Source organism: Kitasatospora sp. NBC_01302 (assembly GCF_035976515.1).
Lineage (GTDB): Bacteria > Actinomycetota > Actinomycetes > Streptomycetales > Streptomycetaceae > Kitasatospora.
The window spans coordinates 4,207,953-4,234,029 of sequence record NZ_CP108404.1; the positions used below are offsets into that span (position 1 = coordinate 4,207,953).

The window sequence follows — 26,077 nt, forward strand, 5'->3', positions numbered from 1 at the left end:
CCCCGTCCCAGCCGCCGGACCCGCCGTCCGCATGCCGGTCACCCGCCGGAGGCGGCGGAACACCGGCCGACGCGGCAGTCAGGCCTTCTTGGTGCCGACCCAGAGCTCCAGCTGGTACGGCTCGACGACCTGCCCGTCCGGGAAGTCGGCCAGCAGCGCCTCCCGTTCGGCGGCCAGCACCGGCTCGCGCACCCCGGGCTCCAGCACCGCGAAGTAGGACTTCGAGCGCAGGTCGGTCAGCACGTCCTCGACGTCGAGCTGGCGCTCCCACTGCAGGGTGCGCCGGGCCACCTCGAACGGGTAGCGGTCCAGGTGCTCGCCGACCGCGTTCATCACCCCGTAGAAGTGGTACGAGGGCAGCGCCGCCTGCAGCCGGGCCTCCTGCGCGGCCAGGTACGGCACCGAGCGGTCCTTGATGTTCCACCACAGCGCCAGCGCACCGCCCGGGCGCAGCACCCGCAGCGCCTCGGGCAGCGAGCGGTCGGGGTCGGTCCAGTGGAAGGCCTGCGCGTAGGTGATCAGGTCGGCGGTGGCGTCGTGGCACGGCAGGTCGTTGCCGTCGCCCTTGACCAGCGGGATCTCCGGGCTGACCCGGTGCAGCTGGGCCGCCATCCCCGGGCTCGGCTCGACGGCGGTGACCCGGGCGCCGCGGGCGTGCAGCAGCCTGGTGGCGATGCCGGTGCCGGCGCCGACGTCCAGCACCAGCGAGCCCTTGATCGGGCGGTGCGCCAACTCCTCGATCGCATCGAAGAGTTCACCGGGATAGGAGGGCCGGGCGCGGTCGTACTCGGCAGCCACCGCACCGAAGCTCTCGGCGTGCTCCCTGAGCTGATCGTCCGTCATGACACCCCTCCGATGGATCGTTCGTACCGTCAGGGTACGCGCGAGCCGGTGGCCAGGTGCAGCCGGGTGAAGGCCAGCGCCTCCGCCAGATCGGCCTCCCGCTCGGCGGGTGAGCCGGAGCGCCGGGTGTTGACCTCCAGCACCACGTGGCCCTCGAAACCGGTGCGCGCCAGGCGCTCCAGCAGCTCGGCGCAGGGCTGCTTGCCGCGCCCCGGGATCAGGTGCTCGTCCTTGCCGGAGCCGGAGCCGTCCGCCAGGTGCACGTGGGCCAGCCGGTCGCCCATCCGGTCGACCAGGGCGAAGGCGTCGATCCGCGAGGTGGCCACGTGCGAGAGGTCGACGGTGAAGTGCCGGTACGCCTCCTCGGTGACCTCCCAGCCGGGGGCGTAGGCGAGCACCTCGCGGTCCTTGTAGCGCCACGGGTACATGTTCTCCACCGCGAACCGCACTGCCGTCTCGCCCGCCATCCGCTCGATGCCCTGGACGAACTCGCGCGCGTAGGCGCGCTGCCAGCGGAACGGCGGGTGGACCACCACGGTGTCGGCGCCCAGCGTCTCGGCCGCGGCCCTGGCGCGCTTCAGCTTGGTCCACGGGTCGGTGGTCCAGACCCGCTGGGTGATCAGCAGGCAGGGTGCGTGCACCGCCAGGATCGGCATCCGGTGCTTCTCGCTCAGTGCGCGCAGCGCGTCCAGGTCCTGGCTGACCGGGTCGTTCCAGACCATCACCTCCACGCCGTCGTAGCCCAGCTTGGCGGCCAGCTCGAAGGCGATCGCGGTGTTGTCGGGGTAGACCGAGGCGGTGGAGAGCGCGACCTTGGTGTCCGGGACGTGCAGCGCCGGGTGCGCCGGCAGCACCAGCCGGTCGGTGGTGCGCAGCAGCGGGTCGCGCCGCGGGGCGGCCGCCTTGCGGCGCGGCGCCCTGGGCAGCCTGGGCCGTGCCGCGGGCTCCGCCTGCCCGGCGCGCCGCCGCGGCCGTGCCTCGCCGCGCCCGCCGCCCGCTTCCTTGGCCTGCTCCTCCTCCACGGGATTCAGGTTAAGCGCCTAGGAGCGCCGACGGGGCGGACGGGGTGGTGCCCTGCTGCTCCATGCTGTCCAGCCGGCGCAGGATGATCCCCTCGCGCAGCGCCCAGGGGCAGATGTCCAGCGCCTCCAGCCCGAACAGGTCCATCGCCGCGTCCGCCACCAGCGCACCGGCCAGCAGCTGGCGGGAGCGCCCCTCGGAGACACCGGGGATCTTGGCCCGCTCGGCCGCCGTCATCGCGGCCAGCCGCGGCAGCCAGGCGGCCAGGCCGCTGCGGGTGAGCCGGCGCGGCACCCGCAGGCCGGCCTCGGCGGGCGCGGCGCCGGTCATCCGGGCCAGTTGCTTGAAGGTCTTGGAGGTGGCCACCGCGTGGTCCGGCGGCCCGAGTCTGGCCACCTCACCGACCACCCCGGCGATCTCGGCCCTGATGTGGCGGCGCAGCTCGCGCACCGCCTCGGGGTCGGCCACGTCGCCCGGCAGCCGGTTGGCGGTCAGCCGGCCCGCGCCCAGCGGCAGCGAGAAGGCGGCGTCCGGCTGCTCGCCGATGCCGCAGGCGATCTCCAGCGAGCCGCCGCCGATGTCCAGGTCGAGCAGCCGCCCGGAGGACCAGCCGAACCAGCGGCGCACGGCCAGGAAGGTCAGCCGCGCCTCGTCCTGCCCGGCGAGCACGGTCAGCTCGACCCCGGTCTCCTCGCGCACCCGGCGCAGCACGCTCTCGCCGTTGGCCGCCTCGCGCACCGCCGAGGTGGCGAAGGGCAGCAGGTCGACCACGCCCTTGTCCTCGGCCACCCGCAGCGAGGAGGCGACCATGTCGATCAGCCGGGCCACCCCGTCGTCGCGGATCGCCCCGTGCTCGTCGAGCAGTTCGGCCAGCCGCAGCTCCGCCTTGTGCGAGTACGCGGGCAGCGGTGCGGCGCCGCGGTGGGCGTCCACCACGAGGAAGTGGACCGTGTTGGAACCTACGTCGAGCACACCGAGTCGCATAGATCCCCACGCTACGCCACGGCACCTGCGGAAATCCCGCCTGTTCGATTGCCGATCGGGCGGCTCGCGCGCCAGCCTGGTGGCTGACGACCACTCACACCCCGGGAGCAACCCACCATGACGATCAGTCACCGCCGCCTGGGCGCGGGCGAGCACAGGGTCATCGTCCTGCACGACTGGTTCGGCACCACCGCCGGCTGGGGTCCTTTCCTGGACTACCTGGACAAGAGCGCCTTCGGCTACGCCTTCCTCGACTACCGCGGCTACGGCGACCGGGTCGAGGTCCCCGGCGAGTTCACCCTCGCCGAGATCGCCGCCGACACCCTCGCCCTCGCCGACGAGCTGGGCTGGGAGACCTTCTCGCTGGTCGGCCACTCGATGGGGGCCAAGGCCGCCCAGCTGGTGCTGGCCCAGGCGCCGCACCGGGTGCGCAAGCTGGCCGCCGTCGCGCCGGTGCCGGCCGGCGCCTTCCCGCTCGGCGAGGAGGAGCACGCGCTCTTCCACGCCGCCCCGCGCAACTTCACCGCCCGCCGGATGATCCTGGACCAGGTCACCGGGCAGCGGGCGAACGCCGTCTGGCTGGACCGGATGGTGGCCCGCTCCTCGGCGACCAGCCGGGTGGACGCCTTCGAGGCCTACCTGACCGAGTGGACCACCCAGGACTTCGCCGCGAAGGTGGCCGGCCAGCCGCTGCCGGTCAGGGTCTTCGTCGGCGAGCTGGACCTGGCGCTCACCCCCGCGCTCTTCCGCACCGGCTGGCAGCCGCTCTACCCCGCGGCCGAGCTCGAGGTGCTGCCGGCCACCGGCCACTACCCGATGTACGAGACGCCGGTGGCCTTCGCCACCGCGCTGGAGGCCTTCCTGCGGGACTGACCGGGACTGACCCGACCGACCGGCGCCGGACCGGGGCCGACCCGGACCGGCCGGCACGGGACCCGGACCGACCGGCGCCGGCGGGGCGCTTCAGACGGCAGCGTCGCCGATGGCGGCTACCCTTGCCGGGTGGCCGCCATCGACATCCCCGCCCCCACCCTCAAGAAGCCCCAGCCCGAGGTCGCGCTGGACTTCCCGCGCGCCTGGGTCGAGTTCGCCGACCCCGCCGACGACGAGCAGGTCTTCCGCTGCGACCTGACCTGGCTGACCTCCCGCTGGGGCTGCATCTTCGGCCAGGGCTGCCACGGCATCCGCCCGGGCCGCGGCGAGTCGGACGGCTGCTGCACGCTGGGCGCGCACTACTCCGACGAGGACGACGAGCAGCGCGTCATCGAGCACGCCAAGCGGCTGACCCCCGAGACCTGGCAGTACTTCGACCAGGGCACCGACAAGAAGGGCCGGCTCAAGCTCGACGGCGGCATCACCATGCTGGACGAGGACGGCGACCGGCAGACCCGCCGGGTGGACGGCGCCTGCATCTTCCTCAACCGCCCCGGCTTCGCCGGCGGCCAGGGCTGCGCGCTGCACACGCTGGCGCTGCAGGAGGGCAAGGAGCCGCTGGAGACCAAGCCGGACGTCTGCTGGCAGCTGCCGATCCGCCGCACCTACGACTGGATCGACCGCCCGGACGACACCCGCTACCTGCAGGTGAGCATCGGCGAGTACGACCGGCGCGGCTGGGGCCCGGGCGGCCACGACCTGCACTGGTGGTGCACCAGCAGCCCGGAGGCGCACCAGGGCCCCGACCCGGTCTACGTCAGCTACCGCGCCGAGCTGACCGAGCTGATGGGCCCGGCGGCCTACGCGGTGCTGACCGAGCTGTGCGACCAGCGGATCAAGAGCAGGGCCGACCGCAAGCTCGCGCCGCACCCCGCCGACCCGAAGCGCAAGAAGGACGCGTAACCACCGGCAGCCGCCCGGCTACTTGTCGATGTCCCCGACCACGAAGAACATCGACCCGAGGATCGCCACCATGTCCGCCACCAGCGTGCCGGGCAGCAGCTCGATCAGCGCCTGGATGTTGTTGAACGACGCCGAGCGCAGCTTGAGCCGCCAGGGCGTCTTGTCGCCGCGCGAGACCAGGTAGTAGCCGTTGACCCCGAGCGGGTTCTCCGTCCACGCGTAGGTCTCGCCCTCGGGTGCCTTGAGCACCTTGGGCAGCCGCAGGTTGACCGGCCCGGCCGGCAGGCCGGCCAGCCGGTCCAGGCAGGCGTCCGCGAGGTCGAGCGAGTTGACGGTCTGCTCCAGCAGGCACTCGAAGCGGGCCAGGCAGTCGCCCTCCTCGCGCACCGCCACGCTGAGCACGTCCTGGAGCTCGCCGTAGGCCAGGTAGGGCTCGTCGCGGCGCAGGTCGAAGTCGACGCCGCTGGCCCGCGCGATCGGGCCGGTGATGCCGTAGGCGTGCACGTGCTCGGGGGCGAGCACGCCGACGCCCGCCGTACGGGCCCGGAAGATCTCGTTGCCCAGCACCAGGTCCTGGTAGACCGGCAGCTGGGCGCGGACGGCGGCGATCGCGGTGCGGACCCGGCCGAGCCAGCCGGCCGGCAGGTCCTCCTTGAGGCCGCCGACCCGGTTGAACATGAAGTGCATCCGCCCGCCGCTGGCCTCCTCCAGCACGTGCTGGAGCTCCTCGCGGCTGGTGAAGGCGTAGAACACGGGGGTGATGCCGCCCAGCTCCAGCGGATAGGAGCCGATGAACATCAGGTGGTTGAGCACCCGGTTGAGCTCGGCGAGCAGGGTGCGGGTCCACACCGCGCGCTCGGGCACCTCCATGCCCAGCATCCGCTCGACCGCGAGCACCACGCCCAGCTCGTTGGCGAAGGCGGAGAGCCAGTCGTGCCGGTTGGCCAGCATGATGATCTGCCGGTAGTCCCGGGCCTCGAAGAGCTTCTCGGCGCCGCGGTGCATGTAGCCGATGACCGGCTCGGCCGAGACGATGCGCTCACCGTCCAGCACCAGCTTGAGCCGGAGCACACCGTGGGTGGCCGGGTGCTGCGGGCCGATGTTCAGCACCATGTCGGTGGCGGTGCTCTCCGCGCCCGACCCGATGCCGACGGTGGTCTCCCTCAAGCTGCTCATGCCCCCAGAGTCTGCCATCCCGCCAGCCCCGCCAGGCTCCGCGGTACCGGCATCCGGACGGCCTGGACCAGCCAGCCGAAGCCGCCCAGCCCGGCGGTGGCCGTCAGCTCGGCCGCCTCCCCCGCGGCGGCCAGCGCCCGCACGTACCCGGCCGGGTCGCTGGAGGCGAGCGCGAGCGGCGGCCGGGTGCCGTCGACGCCGAGCGCGCGCAGCGCGGTGCGCTGGGTTGTCCACAGGCTGTGGACACCGGGGACGGCCACCGAGTCGAGCGCCACGTGCGCGGTCAGGTCGCAGCTGCCGTCCGGCACCGGGGGCACCTCACGGCCGTTCCGGAAGCCGGCCAGGGTCCCGAAGACCGGCCGGTCCGACTTCCGGTGCGCGTAGTCCACGGCCACCGCGAGCCCGCGCTCCAGCGCCCCCACGGCCGCCGCCCAGGCCGCGTCCCTGGTCCCGCCCAGCTCGATGCGCTCCCCCGGCTCCCCCGCGGGCCACCAGCGCCCGGCCCACGCGGCGTCGGCCCCGGTCAACGGCGGGCCCAGCCGCTCCTCCCCCGTCACGGTGACCTCGACGTAGCGCGGCACACCGTCCTCGTCCCGTTCGGCGATGTCGAGCGGGACGTTGTCCAGCCACTCGTTGGCGAACAGCAGCCCCACCGCCCCCTCGGGCACCCGCTCGGTCCACCGCACCTGCGCCGGCAGCCCGTCCGGGCGGGCGGCCAGCTCGACGCCGTAGGCCCGCAGCCGCCCCGGCAGCAGCCCGCAGAGCGCCCCCACCAGTTCACCCCGCCCGGCCCCGACGTCGATCAGGGCGATCTCCTCGGGGTGGCCGAGCGCCTCGTCCACCTCCAGGAGCAGCCGCCCGACGGCCGCCGCGTACCGGGGTGAGGCGTGCACGGAGGTCCTGAAGTGCCCGGCCGGTCCCTCAGGACGGTGGTAGAAACCGCCCTGAGGCCCGTACAGGGCCCGTTCCATGGCGGGTCGCCAGCGCATCCAGGTCATGCCCGCGACCGTACCGGGCTCCGACCTGCGGACGAGGACGGTATCGCTCTTGTGGCGGACGGGACGGCCCCTGGCGACTGCCTAGGCTTGTCACGTGCATCGACTCTACGCCTGGCTTCGCGGACACCCCATGGTGGTCGATGGCGTCTGGGCGTCCATCGTGCTCTTCCTGGCCCTGGTCTCCAACATGAACGCCACCGGCTGGCGCAGCGGGGCCTACTACCTGATCACCGTGCTGATGTTCGGCCTGATGGTGGTGCGCCGCCGCTGGCCGGGGCCGACCACCGTCGCGGCGATGCTGCTCGGCCTGATGCAGGTGCTGGCGAACGTCGACCCGGACGCCTCCTCGCTGGGCTACCTGGTCTTCGTCTACACCGGCGCCGCCTTCGCCGTCCCCTGGATCTCGCGCTTCGCGCTGGTCAGCGGCCTGCTCGCCGGACCTCTGACGGTCGGGATGCTGCACAAGAGCTCGGACAACGGCTCACCCGCCCACGGCTTCCTGCAGCAGGCGTTCGTCGCCGTGCTGCTCTCCACCCCGTTCATCCTCTGCTGGGCCTGGGGCCGCCTCACCCGGGTCCGCGGCGCCTACCTGGTGGAGCTGGAGGACCGGGCGTCCCGGCTGGAGCGCGAGCGCGACGCCCAGGCCAAGGTGGCGGTGGCCGCCGAGCGCGCCCGGATCGCCCGCGAGCTGCACGACGTGGTCGCGCACAACGTCTCGGTGATGATCGTCCAGGCCGACGGCGCGGCCTACGTGATGGACAACTCGCCGCAGCAGGCCAAGGAGGCGCTGGGCACCATCGCCTCCACCGGGCGGCAGGCGCTGGTCGAGATGCGCCGGCTGCTGGGCGTGCTGCGCACCGCCGACGCGGCCGAGGAGTACGTGCCGCAGCCCGGTGTGGAGGAGCTGCCCGAGCTGCTGGAGCAGGTGCGCACCGCCGGTCTGCCGGTGGAGTACTCCACCTCGGGCGAGGTCCGCGAGCTGCCGCGCGGCGTCGAGCTGACCGTCTACCGGATCGTTCAGGAAGCCCTCACCAATGTGCGCAAGCATGGCGGACCGAACGTCAGCGCCCGGGTGGCGGTGGACTTCGGCGACCGCGACCTGAACGTGCTGATCGAGGACGACGGCCGCGGCAGCACCGACGAGCAGCTCTCCCGGGGCGGCACGGACGGCCAGGGCCACGGCCTGATCGGCATGCGTGAGCGGATCGGCATGGTCAGCGGCAGCCTGGATGCCGGCCCACGGCCCGGCGGCGGGTTCCGGATCCGCGCCGTGCTCCCCCTCAAGACCGCCCGATAAGGAGAACCCCCAGGTGACGATCCGCGTGATGCTCGTCGACGACCAGGAACTGCTGCGCACCGGCTTCCGGATGGTGCTGCAGTCACAGGCGGACATCGAGATCGCCGCCGAGGCGGGCGACGGCGCCCAGGCCGTCGAGGTGGCCGCCGCCAGCGAGGTCGACGTGATCCTGATGGACGTCCGGATGCCGCGGATGGACGGGGTGCAGGCCACCCGGCGGATCTGCCTGGAGCCCGACGGCACCCCCCGCGCGGGAGCGCCCAAGGTGCTCATCCTGACCACCTTCGACCTGGACGAGTACGCCTTCGCCGCGCTCAAGGCCGGGGCCAGCGGGTTCCTGCTCAAGGACGTGCCGCCGACCGAGCTGGTCACCGCGATCCGCGCGGTGCACGCGGGCGACGCGGTGGTCGCCCCGACCACCACCCGGCGGATGATCGACCGGTTCGCCGAGGTGCTGCCCGTCCCGCAGCCCGCCTCGGGGCCGCCCGCGCTGACCCCGCTGACCGAGCGCGAGCGGGAGGTCTTCCTGCTGGTCGCCCAGGGGCTGTCGAACAGCGAGATCGCCGCCGAGCTGGTGCTCTCCGAGGCCACCGTGAAGACCCACGTCGGGCGGATCCTGGGCAAGCTGGGCCTGCGCGACCGGGTGCAGGCCGTGGTGCTCGCCTACGAGGCGGGGCTGCTGCGGGCGGGCCGCGCGTAGGGGGGCCGTAGGATGGGACGGACCGTCTGGTACCCGTATGAGGACTGGAACGCAGAAGCCCGTGAGCACTTCCGATCTTTTCGACCTCCCCGACCCGAGTGACCCCGCGGCCCGCCCCGCCCGCCTGACCGTGGGCGTGGTGGGGACCGGACGGGTGGGCCCGGCGCTCGGCGCCGCCCTGCAACTGGCCGGCCACCAGGTGGTGGCCGCCTCCGGCGTCTCCGCCGCCTCCCTGCGCCGCGCCGGGGAGCTGCTGCCGGGGGTGCGGCTGGTGACACCGCCCCAGGTGCTGGCCGCCGCCGACCTGGTGCTGCTCACCGTGCCGGACGACGTGCTCGCCGACCTGGTCGCGGGCCTGGCCGCGACCGGCGCGATCCGCCCCGGCCAGCTGGTGGTGCACACCTCCGGCGCGTACGGCGTGAACGTGCTGGATCCCGCCACCCGGGCCGGCGCACTGCCGCTGGCGCTGCACCCGGCGATGACCTTCACCGGCGGCTCCGTCGACCTGGCCCGGCTGGCCGGCTGCCCGTTCGGGGTGACCGCTCCCGAGGAGCTGCGCCCGGTGGCCGAGGCGCTGGTGGTGGAGATGGGCGGCGAGCCCGAGTGGGTTCCCGAGGCGGTCCGCCCGCTCTACCACACGGCCCTGGCGCACGGCGCCAACCACCTGGTCACCCTGGTCGCGCAGGCCATGGACCTGCTGCGCACCGCGGGCATCGCCGAACCGGGCCGGCTGCTCGGCCCGCTGCTCGGCGCCGCGCTGGACAACAGCCTGCGCTCCGGCGACGCGGCGCTGACCGGCCCGGTCGCCCGCGGCGACGCCGGCACCGTGCGCCGCCACCTGGCGCAGCTGACCACCGTGTCCCCGGACATCCCGGCGGCCTACCGGGCGATGGCGAAGGCCACCGCGCAGCGGGCGCTGGCGCACGGGACGCTGACGGACGAAGCGGCGGCCTCGCTGCTGGACGTACTCAACGAGGAGAAGTAATGGCCCGCCCCAAGCCCGCCGCCAAGGCCCCCATGGTCCGCAAGACCCAGCTCACCCACACCGTCGGCGACTTCGAGGCGGCCTTCTGGCCCGACGAGCGCCCGGTGGACAACGCGGTCGTGATGACCATGGGCGCGCTGCACGAGGGCCACGCCGCGCTGATCCGGGCCGCCCGCAAGGAGGTCGGCCCCGAGGGCCGGGTGGCCGTGACGGTCTTCGTCAACCCGCTGCAGTTCGCCCCGACCGAGGACCTGGACCGCTACCCGCGCAGCCTGGCCGCCGACGTGCGACTGGCCGAGGAGCACGGCGCCGACGTGGTCTTCGCCCCGCTGCCCGAGGAGGTCTACCCCAACGGCACCCCGCAGGTGCGGCTGAGCGCGGGCCCGATGGGCGAGCGCTTCGAGGGCGCCACCCGCCCGGGGCACTTCGACGGGGTGCTGACCGTGGTGGCCAAGCTGCTGCACATCACCGACCCGGACTACGCGTTCTTCGGCGAGAAGGACGCCCAGCAGCTGGCGGTCATCCAGCGGATGGTGGCCGACCTGGACTTCGACGTCGAGGTGATCGGCGTGCCGACCGTCCGCGAGGCCGACGGCCTGGCACTCTCCTCGCGCAACCGCTACCTCTCCGAGGCCGAGCGCACCCAGGCGCTGGCGCTCTCCCGCGCGCTGTTCGCCGGCCGTGACGTGGCCGCCAAGGGCCCGGCGGCCGTGCGCGAGGCGGCCGGGCAGGTGCTGTCCGAGGCGGACGGCATCGAACTCGACTACCTCGCCCTGATCGACCCGCACGACTTCGTCGAGGCGCCGGACGACTTCCAGGGCGAGGCGGTGCTGGCCGTGGCGGCGAAGGTGGGGTCCACCCGCCTGATCGACAACGTCCGCCTGCAGGTCAGGTAACCCAGTAATTCCCTTCGGCATGCACTCACCTCAGGAGGCGTGACCCATGCTCCGCACCATGCTCAAGTCCAAGATCCACCGGGCCACCGTCACCCAGGCCGACCTGCACTACGTCGGCTCGGTGACGGTGGACCAGGACCTGCTCGACGCGGCCGACCTGCTCCCCGGCGAGCTGGTCCACATCGTCGACATCAACAACGGCGCCCGGCTGGAGACCTACACCATCGCCGGGCCGCGCGGCACCGGCGTGATAGGCATCAACGGCGCCGCCGCCCGCCTGGTCCACCCCGGCGACCTGGTGATCCTGATCGCCTACGGGCAGATGGACACCGCCGAGGCCAGGGCCTACCAGCCCAAGGTGGTCTTCGTGGACGCGGAGAACAGGATCACCGGCTTCGGTTCCGACGCCGCCGAAGCCCTGCCCGGGACGGACACCCTGCGCGGCGACGCCGTACACGCGTAACACCGGCCGACTGGAGCCTGAGATGCCTGCGACCCACCGCCTCACCGCACCCGCGCCCGGCTGGACCGCCACGACCGACGTCGTGGTGGTCGGCTCGGGTGTCGCCGGCCTGACGGCCGCCCTGAACATCCGCGCAGCGGGCCTGCGGGTGACGGTGGTCACCAAGGCAGTGCTCGACGAGGGCTCGACCCGCTGGGCCCAGGGCGGTGTCGCCGCCGCCCTGGGCGAGGGCGACACCCCCGAACAGCACCTGGCCGACACCCTGGTGGCCGGCGCCGGGGTCTGCGACGAGCAGGCCGTGCGGGTGCTGGTCACCGAGGGCCCCGAGGCGGTGCGCCGCCTGATCGCCCTCGGTGCGGCCTTCGACACCGACGCCGAGGGCGAGATCCTGCTCACCCGCGAGGGCGGCCACCACCGCAACCGGATCGTCCACGCGGGCGGCGACGCCACCGGCGCGGAGATATCGCGCGCCTTGGTCGCCGCCGTCCACGCCGACCCCGAGATCGAGCTGATCGAGCACGCGCTGGTGCTCGACCTGCTCACCGACGCCGCGGGCCGCACGGCCGGGCTGACCCTGCACGTGATGGGCGAGGGCCAGCGCGACGGGGTGGGCGCGATCCGGGCCCGGGCCGTGGTGCTGGCCACCGGCGGCATGGGCCAGGTCTTCTCCGCCACCACCAACCCGGCGGTCTCCACCGGCGACGGGGTGGCGCTCGCGCTGCGGGCCGGCGCCGAGGTGGCCGACCTGGAGTTCGTCCAGTTCCACCCCACCGTCTTCTGGGTCGGCCCGGGGGCCGAGGGCCAGCTGCCGCTGGTCTCCGAGGCCGTCCGCGGCGAGGGCGCCCACCTGGTGGACGCCGCCGGCACCCGTTTCATGGTCGGCCAGCACGAACTCAACGAGCTGGCCCCGCGTGACATCGTGGCCAAGGCGATCACCCGGCAGATGGCGGCCCAGGGCGCCGAGCACATGTACCTGGACGGTCGGCACTTCGGCGCGCGGATGTGGGCCGAGCGGTTCCCCACCATCCTGGCCTCCTGCCGGGCCCACGGCATCGACCCGGTCACCGAGCCGATCCCGGTGGCCCCGGCCGCGCACCACGCCTCCGGCGGGGTGCGCACCGACCTGCACGGCCGCACCTCGGTGCCCGGCCTCTACGCCTGCGGCGAGGTGGCCTGCACCGGGGTGCACGGCGCCAACCGGCTGGCGTCCAACTCGCTGCTCGAAGGCCTGGTCTTCGCCGAGCGGATCGCCCACGACCTGGCCGAGCGCAGCGCGGCCGGCGAACTGCCGCTGCGCGAGGTCGACGTGGCGGCCGCCCGGGCCGCCACCCCCGTCCCGCTGCCCGCCCCCGAGGCGCGGGCCCGGATCCAGCACCTGATGTCGCGTGGCGCGGGCGTGCTGCGCTCGGCCGGGAGCATGGCCGAAGCCGCCGAGGGGCTGGCCGCGCTCGCCGCCGGCGCCGCCGAGCGGGCCGCCGAGCAGAAGCCGGCCGACCCGCGGGTGGAGACCTGGGAGGCGGCCAACCTGCTGCTGGTCGGCACCGCCCTGGTGGCCGCGGCCGCCCGCCGCACCGAGACCCGCGGCTGCCACTGGCGCGAGGACTTCCCCGACCGCGACGACGCCAACTGGCAGCGTCATCTGACCACCGTCCTGGACGCCGCCGGTGTCCGCGTCCGTGAGGAGCACCAGAACCAATGACCCACAGCCACGAGGAACTTCCGCTGGCCGACCAGGACGGCTGCGGCGCCGGCTGCGGCTGCGCCGACGGCGAGGGCTACGAGACGGGCCTGGACCCGGCGCTGGCCGAGCTGCTGGAGCAGGCGGGCCTGGACCCGGTCGAGGTCGAGGACATCGCCACCCTGGCGCTGGCCGAGGACCTGGCCGGCGGCGAGGACGTCACCTCGGTGGCCACCGTCCCCGAGGACGCGGTGGCCACCGCCGACTTCACCGCCCGCGAGGCGGGCGTGGTGGCCGGTCTGCGGATCGCCGAGGCCGTGGTCTCGCTGATCTGCGAGGAGGAGTTCGAGGTCGAGCGGCACGTCGAGGACGGCGACCGGGTCGAGGCCGGCCAGGTGCTGCTCTCGGTGCGCAGCCGCACCCGCGACCTGCTCACCGCCGAGCGCAGCGCGCTCAACCTGCTCTGCCACCTGTCCGGCATCGCCACCGCCACCCGCGCCTGGGCCGACGCCCTGGAGGGCACCGGCGCCGCGGTGCGCGACACCCGCAAGACCCACCCGGGCCTGCGGGCGCTGCAGAAGTACGCGGTGCGCTGCGGCGGCGGCGTCAACCACCGGATGGCGCTCTCCGACGCCGCGCTGATCAAGGACAACCACGTGGTCGCCGCGGGCGGCGTGGCCGAGGCCTTCGCGGCCGTCAAGGCCGCCTACCCCGAGCTGCCGGTGGAGGTCGAGGTGGACACCCTGGAGCAGATCCCGCCGGTGCTGGAGCTCGGTGCCGAGCTGATCCTGCTGGACAACTTCACCGTGCCGAAGATGCGCGAGGCGGTGGAGCTGGTGGCGGGCCGGGCCAAGCTGGAGGCCTCCGGCGGTCTGACCCTGGCCACCGCGCGCGAGGTCGCCGAGACTGGTGTCGACTACCTGGCGGTCGGCGCGATCACCCACTCGGTGCCGGTCCTGGACATCGGCCTGGACCTGAGGGCCTGATCCGGCGGCCGACCCCTGACGACCCTTGACGACCCCTCCGATCCGGAAAGCGGGGCCCATGCTCCTCACCATCGACGTCGGCAACACCCAGACCACGCTCGGCCTGTTCGACGGTGAGGAGGTCGTCGACCACTGGCGGATCTCCACCGACCCGCGCCGCACCGCCGATGAACTGGCGGTCCTGATGCAGGGGTTGATGGGCCGCCAGCCCGGTGGCGCGGGCCGCGAGCGGGTGGACGGGCTGGCGATCTGCTCGTCGGTGCCCGCCGTGCTGCACGAGCTGCGCGAGGTGACCCGCCGCTACTACGGCGACCTGCCCGCGGTGCTGGTGGCCCCCGGCGTCAAGACCGGGGTGCACGTCCTGATGGACAACCCCAAGGAGGTCGGCGCCGACCGGATCGTCAACGCACTGGCCGCCAACCACCTGTACGGCGGGCCGTGCATCGTGGTCGACTTCGGCACCGCCACCACCTTCGACGCGATCAACGAGCGCGGCGACTACGTGGGCGGCGCGATCGCCCCCGGCATCGAGATCTCGGTCGAGGCGCTGGGGGTGCGCGGCGCCCAGCTGCGCAAGATCGAGCTGGCCAAGCCCCGCAATGTGATCGGCAAGAACACCGTGGAGGGCATGCAGTCCGGCGTGCTCTACGGCTTCGCCGGCCAGGTGGACGGGCTGGTCAGCAGAATGGCCAAGGAGCTCTCGCCCACCGACCCCGAGGACGTCCAGGTGATCGCCACCGGCGGCCTGGCCCCGCTGGTGCTGGACGAGGCGAGCACCATCGACGTGCACGAGCCCTGGCTGACGCTGATCGGACTGCGACTGGTCTACGAGCGGAACACCGCGAGTTGACGGACCATCAGATATAAGGCTGGGCCATCCGGGCGGCGCCATGCGAGGCATCCCACAAATCGGATATTCCTCACGTAGTGTCAACTTATGCCCACGCCTCACGGATCCCGCGGTGGCATGGCCTTCAGCAGCGACGAAGTGCGCGTGCTGCGCCGTGCCCTCGCCCAAGCCCTCCACCCCGCCGTCCCCGCCCAGAGCCCGGCCGGCCCTCTGCCGGCCGACCTCTGGGTCGAGGACGTCCAGGAGGCGCTCCGACTGGCCGAGGCCATCGACGAGGCCGTCAGCGAGGGCGGCCGGTTGCGTGGCTTCCTCCTCGCCGAGCTGGTCCGCTACCGGCGCGCCCTGCCCGGCAGCGCCCGCGGCTACCTGGAACGGCTGGAGGAGGCCGTCACCGACGGCTACCTCCCCGAACCGGACGACCTCGCCGCCCTGCGCGCCCTGGCCAAGCTGCCCTGCGGCCCCGGTGAACGCACCCGCCGCTCCCGCCTGGCCGGCCGCTGCCACGCCCTCGCCGAGACCGCCATCCGCGAGCGCCTGGCCCGCACCACCGGCCTGCCCCGCCCCACCGTCCCGGGTCCCGCCACCACGCGGCACCTGGCGGCCGTACCCAGCCCCCTCAACGACCGAGCCGACCGCGCCGGAGGACCGATCCCGATGAGCACCCCCGCTGGTACCCCCGCCCCCCGCCCGAAGGCCACCGCCCCGGCCGGCACCGCCGGTGCCCCCGGCACCGGCCGCATCCCCACCCCCGCCGAGCTCTTCGCCCGCCGCCCGGCACCGGTGGTGGTCGCGCAGGCCGAGGAGGACGAGGAGCTGGCGACCGGCACCGGCTGACGCGCAGCGCTGACGCCCTGGTCCGAACTGCACGCCATCGCCTTCCGCAGGCGGTGGCGTGCAGCGCTTTGTCGATAATGTGATGGCTGCGTTCCTGATTCATGGTCAAGCTTCACTAAAACTTGAGTGCATTTAAGCCACCACTGCCCGAAACTGTCCGATTCGCGCCGTCACGTCCGCCCCTATGGTCCGCTGGGAATATTCAGCAACCAGGGGGACCCCCGTGCTCTCAGTCCGCACCCGCCGCGCCACCGCCGCCGGCGCCACCGCGCTCACCGCGCTCCTCACCGCCGGCCTGACGGCGCTGCCGGCCCACGCGGCGGCCGGCAAGCTGACCATCAGCGGCGATGCCGCCAACGCACTGGCCGCAGACGGCACCCCGAAGCAGGTCCAGCTCCGGATCGACGAGCCCGGCGCGGCCTCGAACGAGGGCCTCACCTACACCTTCGACACCAGCGCGCTGACCGGCATCGCCACGTTCCGGCCGAGCGCCAGCTGCAACGTCAAGGGCACCGTCGTCAGCTGCACGGACTCCATGGGGCCGTACGCCGAGGCCCAGCCCCAGCTGAACTTCGCGGCGGTCGCCGGCGCCAAGCCCGGCGCCTCCGCGAAGCTCCACCTCACGGCCACCACGGACGACGGGGCCACCACCACCTTCGACACCGCGCTCACCGTCGGCGGCACCAAGCTGTCGGTCCAGCAGATCCCGGCGCAGAACGGTGTGAAGATCGGCTCCACCGTGGGCACCGGGCTCGAGATCACCAACAACGGCACGCTGGCCTCGACCCAGACGAACATCGAGATCTTCTCGTCCGTCGCCCTGCCGTTCCACCAGCAGTACGGCAACTGCAAGTACGGCAAGGACGCCAACGGCATCGCCTCGACCGCCGTCTGCACCATAGACACCGGCATCGCGCCGGGCGAGACGGTCCATCTGGACCCGATGCAGTTCGACGTGAGCAGCCAGGCGCTGGAGGACTTCGTCGAATTCGCGGTGAGCCCGCAGCCGTACGACCTCACCCGCTTCAGCACCGAGACGTTCACCCAGGGCAGCGGCCCCCACCTGACCCTCGGCAAGCCCGAGACGCCCGGCCAGGGCCCCTCGACCGTCGCCGACCTCGGCACCAACAGCGGGGCGGAACTCGACGTCACCGCCGTCAACCACGCGGACTACGTCGCGCTCGGCAGCTGGCAGCCCCAGGCCGGCGGCAAGCAGGGCACCCTGCAGGTCGGCCTGCGCAACGACGGCCCCGCGCTGTACAGCGACCGGGCCGGCTCCTCGATCGCCGACCTGCAGGTGATCCTGCCCGCCGGGGTCAAGGCCACCACGGTGCCGAGCGGCTGCCTGCTGCAGACGCACCTGACCGACGCGGCGAACCGCACGATGTACCGCTGCGACACCAAGGACACCCAGCCGGCCGGCTTCAAGATCACCTTCAACTTCGGCATCCAGGTGGACGACCCGAGCGCCGTGCGCAACGGGCTGGTCGACTTCGTGAACGGTGAGGCGCCGTCCGACTTCGACGCCACCGACAAGCTGGACTTCGACCCGAACCCGGCCAACAACAGCGTCCAGCTGGCCTTCGGCACCCAGGCCGCCGCCACCCCGAGCGCCGCCCCGACCGGCGCCGCCCCCGTCGCCGCCACCAGCGCCGCGCCGACCACCGCCGCCCCCGTGGCCCCGGCCACCCCGGCTGCCCGGGCCACCGAGGCCGCCGCGAAGCCGGCCGGCCAGGAGCTCGCCTTCACCGGCGGTGGCTCCGACGCCGGTGCGATCGCCGCCGCCGGTGGCGCCGCGGTGCTGCTCGGCGCCGGCGCCCTGGTGTACGCCGCCCGTCGCCGCAAGGCCGGCGCGCAGCACTGACGGCCAGGCCGGACACCCCGCCCCGCCGTCCGGAGATATCCGGTGGCGGAGCGGGGTGTTTGGCTCGCTACCCTGGTGAGGTGAGCGATCAGAGCAGCCTTCCCGCGACCGACGACCTTCCCGAGCAGATGCGCGTGAGGCGCGAGAAGCTCGACCGGCTCCGCGCCGCCGGGATCGACCCGTACCCGGTCGGGTTCCCGCGGACCACCACCATCGCGGACCTCCGCGCCAAGCACCCGGACCTGCCCGCCGACACCGCCACCGGCGAGCGCGCCGGCATCACCGGGCGCGTGATCCTGGCCCGCACCGGCGGCAAGCTCTGCTTCGCCACCCTGCGCGACGGCTCGGGCGACCTGCAGGTGATGCTCTCGCTGGACAAGCTCGGCGAGGAGCGGCTGGCGGCCTGGAAGAGCGACATCGACCTGGGCGACCAGGTGGGCGTCGAGGGCGAGGTGATCACCTCCAAGCGCGGCGAGCTGAGCGTCATGGTGGACCGCTGGGAGCTCACCGCCAAGTGCCTGCGCCCGCTGCCGGACAAGCACAAGGGCCTGACCGACCCGGAGGCCCGGGTCCGCCAGCGGTACGTGGACCTGATCGTCAACCCCGAGGCCCGCGAGATCCTGCACCTGCGCAGCAAGGTGGTCCGCTCGATCCGCCGCACCTACGAGGAGCGCGGCTACATCGAGGTCGAGACGCCGATGCTGCAGCCGGTGCACGGCGGCGCCAACGCGCGTCCGTTCAAGACGCACATCAACGCGTACGACATCGACCTCTACATGCGCATCGCCCCCGAGCTGTACCTCAAGCGGCTGGTGGTCGGCGGCGCCGAGAAGGTCTTCGAGATCAACCGCAACTTCCGCAACGAGGGCGCGGACTCCACCCACAACCCGGAGTTCACCTCGCTGGAGTCGTACGAGGCGTACGGCGACTACGACACCCAGGCCGAGCTGATCCGCGCGACGATCGTCAACGCGGCCCGCGACGCGCTGGGCACCACGGTGATCAAGGGCGTCGACGCGCACGGCGTGGAGCACGAGATCGACCTGGCCGAGCCGTGGGAGGAGGTCGGCGTCTACCCGGGCATCTCCGCCCGCCTGGGCAGCGAGGTGACCCCGCAGACCACCGTCGAGGAGCTGCGCAAGCTCGCCGACGCGGCCGGCGTGCCCTACGAGAAGGAGTGGGGCCACGGGCAGATCGTCCTGGAGATGGTCGAGCGCCTGCTGGAGGAGAACGCGATCCGGCCGACCTTCATCAAGGACTACCCGACCGAGGTCTCCCCGCTCACCCGCCAGCACCGCTCGATCCCGGGCGTGGCGGAGAAGTGGGACCTGGTGATCTTCGGGACCGAGCTGGGCACCGCCTACTCCGAGCTGATCGACCCGGTCGAGCAGCGCGCCCGCCTCACCGCCCAGTCGCTGCTGGCGGCCGGCGGCGACGTCGAGGCGATGCAGATCGACGAGGACTTCCTGCGGGCGCTGGAGTACGCGATGCCGCCCACCGGCGGCCTGGGCCTGGGCGTCGACCGCCTGATCATGCTGCTCACCGGCAAGAACATCCGCGAGACGGTGCTCTTCCCGCTGGTGAAGCCGGCCGCAAAGACCACGGGGACCGCCGAAAAGACCGAAGAGTCCGAGGGAGAGTGACCTGATGGAGTACATCAGTGCGATCGTGCCGCCGCTGGTGATGGCGATCGGGTTCGGGTTCCTGGTGCGGGCCATCATCCGCAACCAGGGCGGCGCCCAGAAGAGCAAGGAGGACGCCGCCGCCGACGTGCTGGTCAAGGCCAGTGCCGCGCGCGGTTCGGCGGCCGAGTAGCACCGTCGTAGCGCAGGGCCGATCGCTCGGCCGCAGGCCGCCTCCCGATTCGGGTGGCGGCCTGCGCCATTAAACAGACAAAAGTCTCTAAAGTGGTCGTATGGTGCGCTCGCTCGGCGAACTCGAGAACGCCGTCATGACCCGGGTGTGGCGGTGGAACCGTCCGGTGACGGTTCGCGAGGTTCTGCTCGATCTGCGCGCGGAACGCGATATCGCGTACACCACGGTGATGACGGTGCTGGACAAGCTCTACCGAAAGGGCTGGCTGCGCCGCGAGCGCGAGGGGCGGGCCTATCGATATGCGCCGGTCTCCTCCCGTGAGGCGTACACGGCATCTCTGATGAACGATGCGTGGGCCACCAGCGACAATCCCGCGGCGGCCCTGGTGCACTTCTTCGGCATGATGTCGGCCGACCAGCGCGCGGCACTGCGCGACGCGCTTCGTGTCACCGGCCCCGACCCTTCGGACGACGGCAATCCGCCCCTTGGCACCGATGGGACCGAGCCGGGGCCGACACGATAACGTCGCGCCCATGGAGGTCACCATCCGCCGGGCGCGGACCACTGATGTGCGGGCCGTCCGCCGGCTGATCGACGGCTACGCGCGGGGCGGCATTCTGCTCGACAAGCCCACGGTCACACTGTTCGAATCCGTTCAGGAGTTCTGGGTCGCCGAACGCGATGACGACGGGAGCGTGGTCGCCTGCGGCGCGCTGCACGTGATGTGGGAAGACCTGGCGGAGGTGCGCACCCTGGCCGTCGATCCGATCTGCCGAGGTCACGGCATCGGACACGTGCTGCTGGAGAAGCTGCTGCAGACCGCGCGGTGGCTCGGCGTCCGTCGGATTTTCTGCTTGACGTTCGAGGTCGCGTTCTTCGCGAAACACGGCTTCATCGAGATCGGCGAAACCGATGATGGTACGACAGACCCGGCCGTCATCGCTACGGAAGTGTATGAAGAACTCCTTCGCTCCTACGACGAAGGAGTGGCGGAGTTCCTCGACCTGGAGCGGGTGAAGCCCAACACCCTGGGCAACTCGCGCATGCTGCTGCACCTCTGAACCGGGCCGTGCACTACTCGCGGCGCACTCGCCGGAGCAACTGACGGCGACTTGCCCATGCCGCTTGGCACGCCCGGCCGAAGAGACCGGGGTTTGTGTTTTCCGAGAAAAGGCGGTTTCCTTTCCCTAAGGCATTGGGTCGTTAAGCGGAAAGGGAGTCCCGTGGCACAGAGGGTGCAGGTCATTCTTGAAGACGATCTCGACGGCGGTTCGGCGGACGAGACGGTGACGTTCGCGCTCGACGGCGTTGCCTACGAGATCGACCTGAAGTCCGGCAACGCGGAGAAGCTGCGCGGTCTGCTCGCTCCGTACGTCGAAAAGGGCCGCAAGCAGAGCGGTCGCCTCACCAGCGCGCGCCGCTCCGGTGGCCGCGCCGCCGCCCGCCCGGCGGCCGGTAGTGCGGACACGGCCAAGATCCGCACGTGGGCGAAGGACAACGGCTACAACGTGAACGACCGCGGCCGGGTTCCGAGCAACGTCCGCGAGGCCTACGAGGCGGCCAACGTCTCCTGACCCGCCCCAGGGCGGCACTGCGCGGCGAGCCGGGAGTGCACGCCGGGCCGACGGACGGACGCGAGCGGACCGCGCCACCCACGACGGCGCGCGGAGGATCCCCCTCCGCGCGCCGTGGCCGCATCAGCGGCGCGACCGATCCGGCCGGCGCGGGCACACCCCGCCCGGCCGCCGCAGGCGCGCCCCGTCCCGCGGCCGCCGGCGCCCGATGGGCGCGGGGCACCGGCGGGTTGGGGCACCGGCAGCAGAAGGCTCACGCACTGTGCAACGCTGGAACGGCGGGCCGGTCACGGCATCGGCCCCGTTCGGCCCCAGCGGAGGGCCGGCGGCCGATGCGGCGGCGAGTTCTCGCCGGGCGGGCAACTTCTCGCCGGGCGAACAACACTACCGGGGAAACTGCACGAGAACGGCCGGAATTTCCGGTATGAATGCAGGTGGGGCGGGCGACTGGGGCGTGAGTGGCTTCCGTGGCCCACCCCGGAGGCAGGCCGCGAAGCCGGGAATCGAGGCGGGTGCGCACTGTTCCCCATCGGGGTCCGATGCGTGTTCGCCATTGGCGTAGCGGCAAGACGTGCATCGCGCGTACTGGCGGGAACACCGTTCCCCAGCATCAGGTTGGGAAGGGTGTCGGCTGGTCGCGCAGCACGATTTCCTCGCAGTCGCGAGGAACACCGTAGGCCGCGCCGCTGAGCGGGACTAGCATGCGGAAGGACAGGGCGGGGACAGTCCCCGAACTGCCCGACCGCTCTGAGGAGCGATTAACGATGTTCGAGAGGTTCACCGACCGCGCGCGGCGGGTTGTCGTCCTGGCTCAGGAAGAAGCCCGGATGCTCAACCACAACTACATCGGCACCGAGCACATCCTCCTGGGCCTGATCCACGAGGGTGAGGGTGTCGCCGCTAAGGCCCTGGAGAGCCTCGGGATCTCTCTTGAGGCGGTCCGCCAGCAGGTCGAGGAGATCATCGGGCAGGGCCAGCAGGCTCCGTCCGGCCACATCCCGTTCACCCCCCGGGCCAAGAAGGTGCTGGAGCTCTCGCTCCGCGAGGCCCTTCAGCTCGGCCACAACTACATCGGCACCGAGCACATCCTGCTCGGCCTGATCCGCGAGGGCGAGGGCGTCGCCGCCCAGGTCCTCGTGAAGCTGGGTGCGGACCTCAACCGGGTCCGCCAGCAGGTCATCCAGCTGCTCTCCGGGTACCAGGGCGGCGGCAAGGAGTCGGCCACGGCCGGCGGGCCCGCCGAGGGCACCCCGTCGACCTCGCTGGTCCTGGACCAGTTCGGCCGCAACCTCACCCAGGCCGCCCGCGAGGCCAAGCTCGACCCGGTGATCGGGCGCGAGAAGGAGATCGAGCGGGTCATGCAGGTGCTGTCCCGCCGCACCAAGAACAACCCGGTGCTGATCGGCGAGCCCGGCGTCGGCAAGACGGCGGTCGTCGAGGGCCTGGCCCAGGCGATCGTCAAGGGCGAGGTGCCGGAGACGCTGAAGGACAAGCAGCTCTACACGCTCGACCTCGGCGCTCTGGTGGCCGGTTCCCGCTACCGCGGTGACTTCGAGGAGCGCCTGAAGAAGGTGCTCAAGGAGATCCGCACCCGCGGCGACATCATCCTGTTCATCGACGAGCTGCACACCCTGGTCGGCGCGGGCGCCGCCGAGGGTGCGATCGACGCGGCCTCCATCCTCAAGCCGATGCTGGCCCGTGGTGAGCTGCAGACGATCGGCGCCACCACGCTGGACGAGTACCGCAAGCACCTGGAGAAGGACGCCGCGCTGGAGCGCCGCTTCCAGCCGATCCAGGTCGCCGAGCCCTCGCTCCCGCACACCATCGAGATCCTCAAGGGTCTGCGCGACCGGTACGAGGCCCACCACCGGGTCTCGATCACGGACGCCGCCCTGGTCGCCGCCGCCACCCTGGCCGACCGGTACATCTCGGACCGCTTCCTGCCGGACAAGGCGATCGACCTGATCGACGAGGCCGGCTCCCGGATGCGCATCCGCCGGATGACCGCGCCGCCGGACCTGCGCGAGTTCGACGAGAAGATCGCCGAGGTCCGCCGCGAGAAGGAGAGCGCGATCGACGCGCAGGACTTCGAGAAGGCCGCCTCGCTGCGTGACGACGAGAAGCAGCTCCTGAACGCGAAGTCCAAGCGCGAGAAGGAGTGGAAGGCCGGCGACATGGACGTCGTCGCCGAGGTGGACGAGGAGCTGATCGCGGAGGTCCTGGCCACCGCCACCGGCATCCCGGTCTTCAAGCTCACCGAGGAGGAGTCCTCCCGCCTGCTGCGTATGGAGGACGAGCTGCACAAGCGCGTCATCGGCCAGAAGGACGCCATCAAGGCGCTCTCCCAGGCCATCCGGCGCACCCGGGCAGGCCTCAAGGACCCGAAGCGTCCCGGTGGTTCGTTCATCTTCGCCGGCCCCTCCGGCGTCGGTAAGACCGAACTCTCCAAGACGCTCGCCGAGTTCCTCTTCGGCGACGAGGACGCCCTGATCTCCCTCGACATGTCGGAGTTCAGCGAGAAGCACACCGTCTCGCGGCTCTTCGGCTCGCCCCCCGGCTACGTCGGGTACGAGGAGGGTGGCCAGCTCACCGAGAAGGTGCGCCGCAAGCCGTTCTCGGTCGTCCTCTTCGACGAGGTCGAGAAGGCCCACCCGGACATCTTCAACTCGCTGCTGCAGATCCTGGAGGACGGTCGCCTGACCGACTCCCAGGGCCGGGTCGTGGACTTCAAGAACACGGTCATCATCATGACCACCAACCTCGGCACCCGGGACATCTCCAAGGGCTTCGGCCTGGGCTTCGCCGCCAGCGGTGACACCCAGACCGGGTACGAGCGGATGAAGGCCAAGGTCGGCGAGGAGCTCAAGCAGCACTTCCGCCCCGAGTTCCTCAACCGTGTCGACGACATCGTGGTCTTCCACCAGCTGACCGAGGAAGACATCATCCAGATCGTCGACCTGATGATCGAGAAGGTGGACGGCCGCCTCAAGGACCGCGACATGGGCCTGGAGCTCAGCATCGAGGCCAAGAAGCTGCTGGCCAAGCGCGGTTACGACCCGCTGCTCGGCGCCCGCCCGCTGCGTCGCACGATTCAGCGCGAGATCGAGGACCACCTCTCCGAGAAGATCCTCTTCGGCGAGCTGCGCGCCGGCCACATCGTGGTCGTCGGCGTGGAGGGCGACGGCAAGGACGCCAAGTTCACCTTCCGTGGCGAGGAGAAGTCGGCGGTTGCCGACACTCCGGCCGCGGTGGCGGCGACGGGTCCCGACCTGACGAAGTAACACCTGCCAGGTGCCTCAACGGCCGCGGCCCCCTCGAAGGAATGCGAGGGGGCCGCGGCCGTTGGTCGTCCCGGGCCGTCCCAGGGGGAGTGTCAGCTCGCGGACCGGGCGCGGTCCAGGAAGGCGGTGAGGTCGTGCCAGGCGTCGGGGGCGAGCGCGGGGTCGCCCGCCATCGCGGCCGGGTCCTCGTGCCAGGCTGTCCGGACGCCGGCGGAGAGGGACGGGTCGCCGCCGGCGAAGAGCGCGCCGAGTTCGTCCATCCGCCGCACCAGCTTCTGCACCGGCGCCGAGGCCGGGTCGGCCTGCGCCAGCCGCAGCGCCTCCGCCCTGCGGTAGAGCTCCGGCCACTCCACCTCGAGCAGGTAGTGGGCGGTGGGCCCGATCGCGGCGGCGCGGTCGCGCAGCGCGTCGAGCTGGTCCTGGTCCAGGTGGCGCCGCAGTGCCTGCTCACCCGCCGGGCCCGCGCTGCCCATCGCCTGCAGCAGGCCGATCAGGGTGGCGCTGTCCGGCTCCTGCTCGTCGGCCAGTTGGTCGCGGACCTGGGCGAGGCGCTGCCGCAGGGTCGTCAGGGCCGCGATCGAGGCCTCGACGCCGGCCAGGTGCTCCCCCACCAGCCGGACCGGGTCCACCCCGGCGTCCAGGCAGACGGCGATGCTCTCCAGCCCGAGGCCCAGCCGGCGCAATGCCAGCACCTGGTAGAGGCGGATGACGTCCCCTTCGCCGTATTCACGGTGCCCGGCGCGGGTGCGGCGGGAGGGGCTGAGCAGGGCGATCTCGTCCCAGTGGTGCAGGGTGCGTACGGTCAGGCCGCTCGCCTGGGCCAAGGCCCCGACCTTCCAGGTCTGTTCGGTGTCCATGCGTCCACGATCGCTCCTCACGTCGCGTGAGGAGCAAGGGGCGGACACTCCCGGGGCCGCCGACCATCGGGTGGCGGCCCCCGGGCCGGTCAGCTGAACGCGGCCAGTTCCGCCGCGATGGCGGCCTCCACCCCCGCCTTGTCCAGGCCGAGCCCGCCCAGCACGCCGGAGCCGTCCTCGAACTCCAGCAGGGCGAGCAGGATGTGCTCGGTGCCGACGTAGTTGTGGCCCAGCCGGATCGCCTCGCGGAAGCTCAGCTCGATCGCCTTGCGCGCGCCCGCGTCGAACGGGATGAGCGCGGGGATCGCCTCGTCCGAGGCCGCCGGCAGCACCGCGGTCGCGGCCTCCCGCAGCTGGGCCACCGTGATGTCCTGAGCCAGCAGGGCCTTGACGGCCAGGCCGTCCGGCTCGTGCAGCAGGCCGAGCAGCAGGTGGTCGGCGTTGATCTCCTCGTTCCGGGCGTCGCGGGCCTCCTCCTGGGAGGCCACCACCACCTTGCGCGCCCGCGGGGTGAAGCGGCCGAAGCCCTGGCTGGGGTCGAGGTCGGTGGGCTCGCCCGGGTCCTTGGGCACGAACCGCTTCTGGGCGGCCTGCCGGGTGACGCCCATGCTGCGGCCGATGTCGGTCCAGGAGGCGCCCGAGCGTCGGGCCTGGTCGACGAAGTGGCCGATCAGGTGGTCGGCCACCTCGCCGAGGTGGTCCGCCGCGACGACCGCGTTGGAGAGCTGGGTCAGCGCATCGCCCTGGCCCTGCTTGATGGCCTCGATCAGGTCGTCGAGGCGCACGGAGTACGTCTTGCGCGTGGAGTTCGCCATGTGTCAACCGTAGGTTGACACATGGCGCGACGTCAACCGCCGGTTGACATCTTTCGATCGGACGGAGCCTAGCCGCCGAGCAGGCCCCCGGTCGTGCTGGTGGTCGCGCCGGCCTCGGGCGCACTGTGGTGGCCGCCGAGCAGGGGGTCGAGCACCGTGCTGTTGCCGAGCAGATTCGGCGTCCTGCCGTCCCCGAGCGAGGTGGCCGCGTGGGCGGAGGGCGCCGCGAGGGAGGCCGCGAAACCGACGGCGAGGGAGGCGACGGCGAGCATGCTGCGCTTCTTCATACCCGGCACAACGAGCCGCGACCGACGGGGTCACGGCC

Annotated in this window: 26 protein-coding genes; 18 read left to right on the forward strand and 8 right to left on the reverse strand. The window is 72.4% G+C overall.

The window, feature by feature from the left end; translation table 11 throughout:
* Positions 1 to 78 precede the first annotated feature (78 nt).
* The 3 genes from OG294_RS18040 to OG294_RS18050 form a co-directional block, all read right to left on the reverse strand.
* Positions 79 to 843 (reverse strand): class I SAM-dependent methyltransferase, encoded by a 765-nt coding sequence (locus tag OG294_RS18040; protein WP_327067523.1) that lies wholly within the window; start codon positions 841 to 843, stop codon positions 79 to 81.
* A gap of 29 nt (positions 844 to 872) precedes the next feature.
* On the reverse strand, positions 873 to 1,676 hold the full coding sequence (locus OG294_RS18045; RefSeq protein ID WP_442789342.1) for a sugar phosphate isomerase/epimerase family protein: 804 nt from the start codon (positions 1,674 to 1,676) through the stop codon (positions 873 to 875).
* Positions 1,677 to 1,875: 199 nt separating this feature from the next.
* Positions 1,876 to 2,847 (reverse strand): Ppx/GppA phosphatase family protein, encoded by a 972-nt coding sequence (locus tag OG294_RS18050; protein WP_327067524.1) that lies wholly within the window; start codon positions 2,845 to 2,847, stop codon positions 1,876 to 1,878.
* Positions 2,848 to 2,964: 117 nt separating this feature from the next.
* On the opposite strand from OG294_RS18050, the gene OG294_RS18055 reads away from it, so the two are divergent.
* Together OG294_RS18055 and OG294_RS18060 are read left to right on the forward strand one after the other, a co-directional pair.
* Positions 2,965 to 3,720, forward strand: coding sequence for an alpha/beta fold hydrolase (locus tag OG294_RS18055; RefSeq protein ID WP_327067525.1), 756 nt, complete (start codon positions 2,965 to 2,967; stop codon positions 3,718 to 3,720).
* 129 nt (positions 3,721 to 3,849) lie between these two features.
* Positions 3,850 to 4,683, forward strand: coding sequence for a hypothetical protein (locus OG294_RS18060; RefSeq protein WP_327067526.1), 834 nt, complete (start codon positions 3,850 to 3,852; stop codon positions 4,681 to 4,683).
* An 18-nt stretch (positions 4,684 to 4,701) separates the two neighbouring features.
* Here OG294_RS18060 and OG294_RS18065 read toward each other — a convergent pair whose 3' ends face one another.
* A complete protein-coding gene (locus OG294_RS18065; protein WP_327071588.1) occupies positions 4,702 to 5,850 on the reverse strand; it encodes an NADH-quinone oxidoreductase subunit D in 1,149 nt (382 codons plus the stop codon).
* Positions 5,851 to 5,855: 5 nt separating this feature from the next.
* Positions 5,856 to 6,857, reverse strand: coding sequence for an SAM-dependent methyltransferase (locus OG294_RS18070; RefSeq protein WP_327067527.1), 1,002 nt, complete (start codon positions 6,855 to 6,857; stop codon positions 5,856 to 5,858).
* A 94-nt stretch (positions 6,858 to 6,951) separates the two neighbouring features.
* On the opposite strand from OG294_RS18070, the gene OG294_RS18075 reads away from it, so the two are divergent.
* The 16 genes from OG294_RS18075 (at position 6,952) to OG294_RS18150 (ending at position 24,080) form a co-directional block, all read left to right on the forward strand.
* Positions 6,952 to 8,154, forward strand: coding sequence for a sensor histidine kinase (locus OG294_RS18075; RefSeq protein WP_327067528.1), 1,203 nt, complete (start codon positions 6,952 to 6,954; stop codon positions 8,152 to 8,154).
* Between the two features lie 13 nt (positions 8,155 to 8,167).
* Positions 8,168 to 8,854 (forward strand): response regulator transcription factor, encoded by a 687-nt coding sequence (locus OG294_RS18080; RefSeq protein ID WP_327067529.1) that lies wholly within the window; start codon positions 8,168 to 8,170, stop codon positions 8,852 to 8,854.
* Positions 8,855 to 8,915: 61 nt separating this feature from the next.
* Positions 8,916 to 9,839, forward strand: a complete 924-nt coding sequence (locus tag OG294_RS18085; protein WP_442789175.1) for a Rossmann-like and DUF2520 domain-containing protein — start codon at positions 8,916 to 8,918, stop codon at positions 9,837 to 9,839.
* Positions 9,839 to 10,735 carry a pantoate--beta-alanine ligase gene (gene panC, locus OG294_RS18090; RefSeq protein WP_327067531.1) on the forward strand — a complete coding sequence of 299 codons (897 nt, stop codon included), beginning with the start codon at positions 9,839 to 9,841 and terminating at the stop codon, positions 10,733 to 10,735. The genes OG294_RS18085 and panC overlap by 1 nt, the downstream gene beginning before the upstream one ends.
* Before the next feature lie 46 nt (positions 10,736 to 10,781).
* On the forward strand, positions 10,782 to 11,198 hold the full coding sequence (panD, locus tag OG294_RS18095) for an aspartate 1-decarboxylase (protein ID WP_327067532.1): 417 nt from the start codon (positions 10,782 to 10,784) through the stop codon (positions 11,196 to 11,198).
* 22 nt (positions 11,199 to 11,220) lie between these two features.
* Positions 11,221 to 12,897, forward strand: coding sequence for an L-aspartate oxidase (locus OG294_RS18100; protein WP_327067533.1), 1,677 nt, complete (start codon positions 11,221 to 11,223; stop codon positions 12,895 to 12,897).
* Complete coding sequence (nadC, locus tag OG294_RS18105) at positions 12,894 to 13,862, forward strand: carboxylating nicotinate-nucleotide diphosphorylase (RefSeq protein WP_327067534.1); 969 nt, start codon at positions 12,894 to 12,896, stop codon at positions 13,860 to 13,862. The genes OG294_RS18100 and nadC overlap by 4 nt, the downstream gene beginning before the upstream one ends.
* Positions 13,863 to 13,920: 58 nt before the next feature.
* Positions 13,921 to 14,712, forward strand: a complete 792-nt coding sequence (locus OG294_RS18110; RefSeq protein ID WP_327067535.1) for a type III pantothenate kinase — start codon at positions 13,921 to 13,923, stop codon at positions 14,710 to 14,712.
* 117 nt (positions 14,713 to 14,829) lie between these two features.
* Positions 14,830 to 15,546, forward strand: coding sequence for a hypothetical protein (locus OG294_RS18115; RefSeq protein WP_327067536.1), 717 nt, complete (start codon positions 14,830 to 14,832; stop codon positions 15,544 to 15,546).
* A 223-nt stretch (positions 15,547 to 15,769) separates the two neighbouring features.
* Positions 15,770 to 17,410 carry a hypothetical protein gene (locus OG294_RS18120; RefSeq protein ID WP_327067537.1) on the forward strand — a complete coding sequence of 547 codons (1,641 nt, stop codon included), beginning with the start codon at positions 15,770 to 15,772 and terminating at the stop codon, positions 17,408 to 17,410.
* Between the two features lie 80 nt (positions 17,411 to 17,490).
* Positions 17,491 to 19,053: a bifunctional lysylphosphatidylglycerol synthetase/lysine--tRNA ligase LysX gene (gene lysX / locus OG294_RS18125; RefSeq protein WP_327067538.1), complete on the forward strand. Its 1,563-nt coding sequence runs from the start codon at positions 17,491 to 17,493 to the stop codon at positions 19,051 to 19,053.
* 4 nt (positions 19,054 to 19,057) lie between these two features.
* Positions 19,058 to 19,225, forward strand: coding sequence for a hypothetical protein (locus OG294_RS18130; RefSeq protein WP_327067539.1), 168 nt, complete (start codon positions 19,058 to 19,060; stop codon positions 19,223 to 19,225).
* A 100-nt stretch (positions 19,226 to 19,325) separates the two neighbouring features.
* Positions 19,326 to 19,748, forward strand: coding sequence for a BlaI/MecI/CopY family transcriptional regulator (locus tag OG294_RS18135; protein WP_327067540.1), 423 nt, complete (start codon positions 19,326 to 19,328; stop codon positions 19,746 to 19,748).
* 10 nt (positions 19,749 to 19,758) lie between these two features.
* A complete protein-coding gene (locus OG294_RS18140; protein WP_327067541.1) occupies positions 19,759 to 20,286 on the forward strand; it encodes an amino-acid N-acetyltransferase in 528 nt (175 codons plus the stop codon).
* A 162-nt stretch (positions 20,287 to 20,448) separates the two neighbouring features.
* On the forward strand, positions 20,449 to 20,799 hold the full coding sequence (locus OG294_RS18145; protein WP_327067542.1) for a histone-like nucleoid-structuring protein Lsr2: 351 nt from the start codon (positions 20,449 to 20,451) through the stop codon (positions 20,797 to 20,799).
* Positions 20,800 to 21,563: 764 nt separating this feature from the next.
* Positions 21,564 to 24,080 (forward strand): ATP-dependent Clp protease ATP-binding subunit, encoded by a 2,517-nt coding sequence (locus OG294_RS18150; RefSeq protein WP_327067543.1) that lies wholly within the window; start codon positions 21,564 to 21,566, stop codon positions 24,078 to 24,080.
* Positions 24,081 to 24,172: 92 nt separating this feature from the next.
* Here the strand turns inward: OG294_RS18150 and OG294_RS18155 are convergent, their stop codons facing one another.
* From OG294_RS18155 to OG294_RS18165, 3 genes are all read right to left on the reverse strand, one after another.
* Positions 24,173 to 24,937 (reverse strand): MerR family transcriptional regulator, encoded by a 765-nt coding sequence (locus tag OG294_RS18155; RefSeq protein ID WP_327067544.1) that lies wholly within the window; start codon positions 24,935 to 24,937, stop codon positions 24,173 to 24,175.
* A gap of 89 nt (positions 24,938 to 25,026) precedes the next feature.
* Positions 25,027 to 25,752 carry a Clp protease N-terminal domain-containing protein gene (locus tag OG294_RS18160; protein ID WP_327067545.1) on the reverse strand — a complete coding sequence of 242 codons (726 nt, stop codon included), beginning with the start codon at positions 25,750 to 25,752 and terminating at the stop codon, positions 25,027 to 25,029.
* Positions 25,753 to 25,820: 68 nt separating this feature from the next.
* Entirely contained in the window at positions 25,821 to 26,039 is a 219-nt protein-coding gene (locus OG294_RS18165) for a hypothetical protein (protein WP_327067546.1), read from the reverse strand.
* Between the last annotated feature and the right edge of the window lie 38 nt (positions 26,040 to 26,077).

Excerpts from the sequence above, each read along its gene's own strand:
- OG294_RS18160 (WP_327067545.1), bottom strand. The coding sequence starts at position 25,752 with ATGGCGAACTCCACGCGCAAGACGTACTCCGTGCGCCTCGACGACCTG.
- OG294_RS18130 (WP_327067539.1), top strand. The coding sequence starts at position 19,058 with ATGGAGTACATCAGTGCGATCGTGCCGCCGCTGGTGATGGCGATCGGG.
- nadC (WP_327067534.1), top strand. The coding sequence starts at position 12,894 with ATGACCCACAGCCACGAGGAACTTCCGCTGGCCGACCAGGACGGCTGC.
- OG294_RS18050 (WP_327067524.1), bottom strand. The coding sequence starts at position 2,847 with ATGCGACTCGGTGTGCTCGACGTAGGTTCCAACACGGTCCACTTCCTC.
- OG294_RS18165 (WP_327067546.1), bottom strand. The coding sequence starts at position 26,039 with ATGAAGAAGCGCAGCATGCTCGCCGTCGCCTCCCTCGCCGTCGGTTTC.
- OG294_RS18070 (WP_327067527.1), bottom strand. The coding sequence starts at position 6,857 with ATGACCTGGATGCGCTGGCGACCCGCCATGGAACGGGCCCTGTACGGG.
- OG294_RS18115 (WP_327067536.1), top strand. The coding sequence starts at position 14,830 with ATGGCCTTCAGCAGCGACGAAGTGCGCGTGCTGCGCCGTGCCCTCGCC.
- OG294_RS18140 (WP_327067541.1), top strand. The coding sequence starts at position 19,759 with ATGGAGGTCACCATCCGCCGGGCGCGGACCACTGATGTGCGGGCCGTC.
- OG294_RS18110 (WP_327067535.1), top strand. The coding sequence starts at position 13,921 with ATGCTCCTCACCATCGACGTCGGCAACACCCAGACCACGCTCGGCCTG.
- OG294_RS18150 (WP_327067543.1), top strand. The coding sequence starts at position 21,564 with ATGTTCGAGAGGTTCACCGACCGCGCGCGGCGGGTTGTCGTCCTGGCT.
- OG294_RS18155 (WP_327067544.1), bottom strand. The coding sequence starts at position 24,937 with ATGGACACCGAACAGACCTGGAAGGTCGGGGCCTTGGCCCAGGCGAGC.
- panD (WP_327067532.1), top strand. The coding sequence starts at position 10,782 with ATGCTCCGCACCATGCTCAAGTCCAAGATCCACCGGGCCACCGTCACC.
- panC (WP_327067531.1), top strand. The coding sequence starts at position 9,839 with ATGGCCCGCCCCAAGCCCGCCGCCAAGGCCCCCATGGTCCGCAAGACC.
- OG294_RS18055 (WP_327067525.1), top strand. The coding sequence starts at position 2,965 with ATGACGATCAGTCACCGCCGCCTGGGCGCGGGCGAGCACAGGGTCATC.
- OG294_RS18040 (WP_327067523.1), bottom strand. The coding sequence starts at position 843 with ATGACGGACGATCAGCTCAGGGAGCACGCCGAGAGCTTCGGTGCGGTG.
- OG294_RS18135 (WP_327067540.1), top strand. The coding sequence starts at position 19,326 with ATGGTGCGCTCGCTCGGCGAACTCGAGAACGCCGTCATGACCCGGGTG.
- OG294_RS18100 (WP_327067533.1), top strand. The coding sequence starts at position 11,221 with ATGCCTGCGACCCACCGCCTCACCGCACCCGCGCCCGGCTGGACCGCC.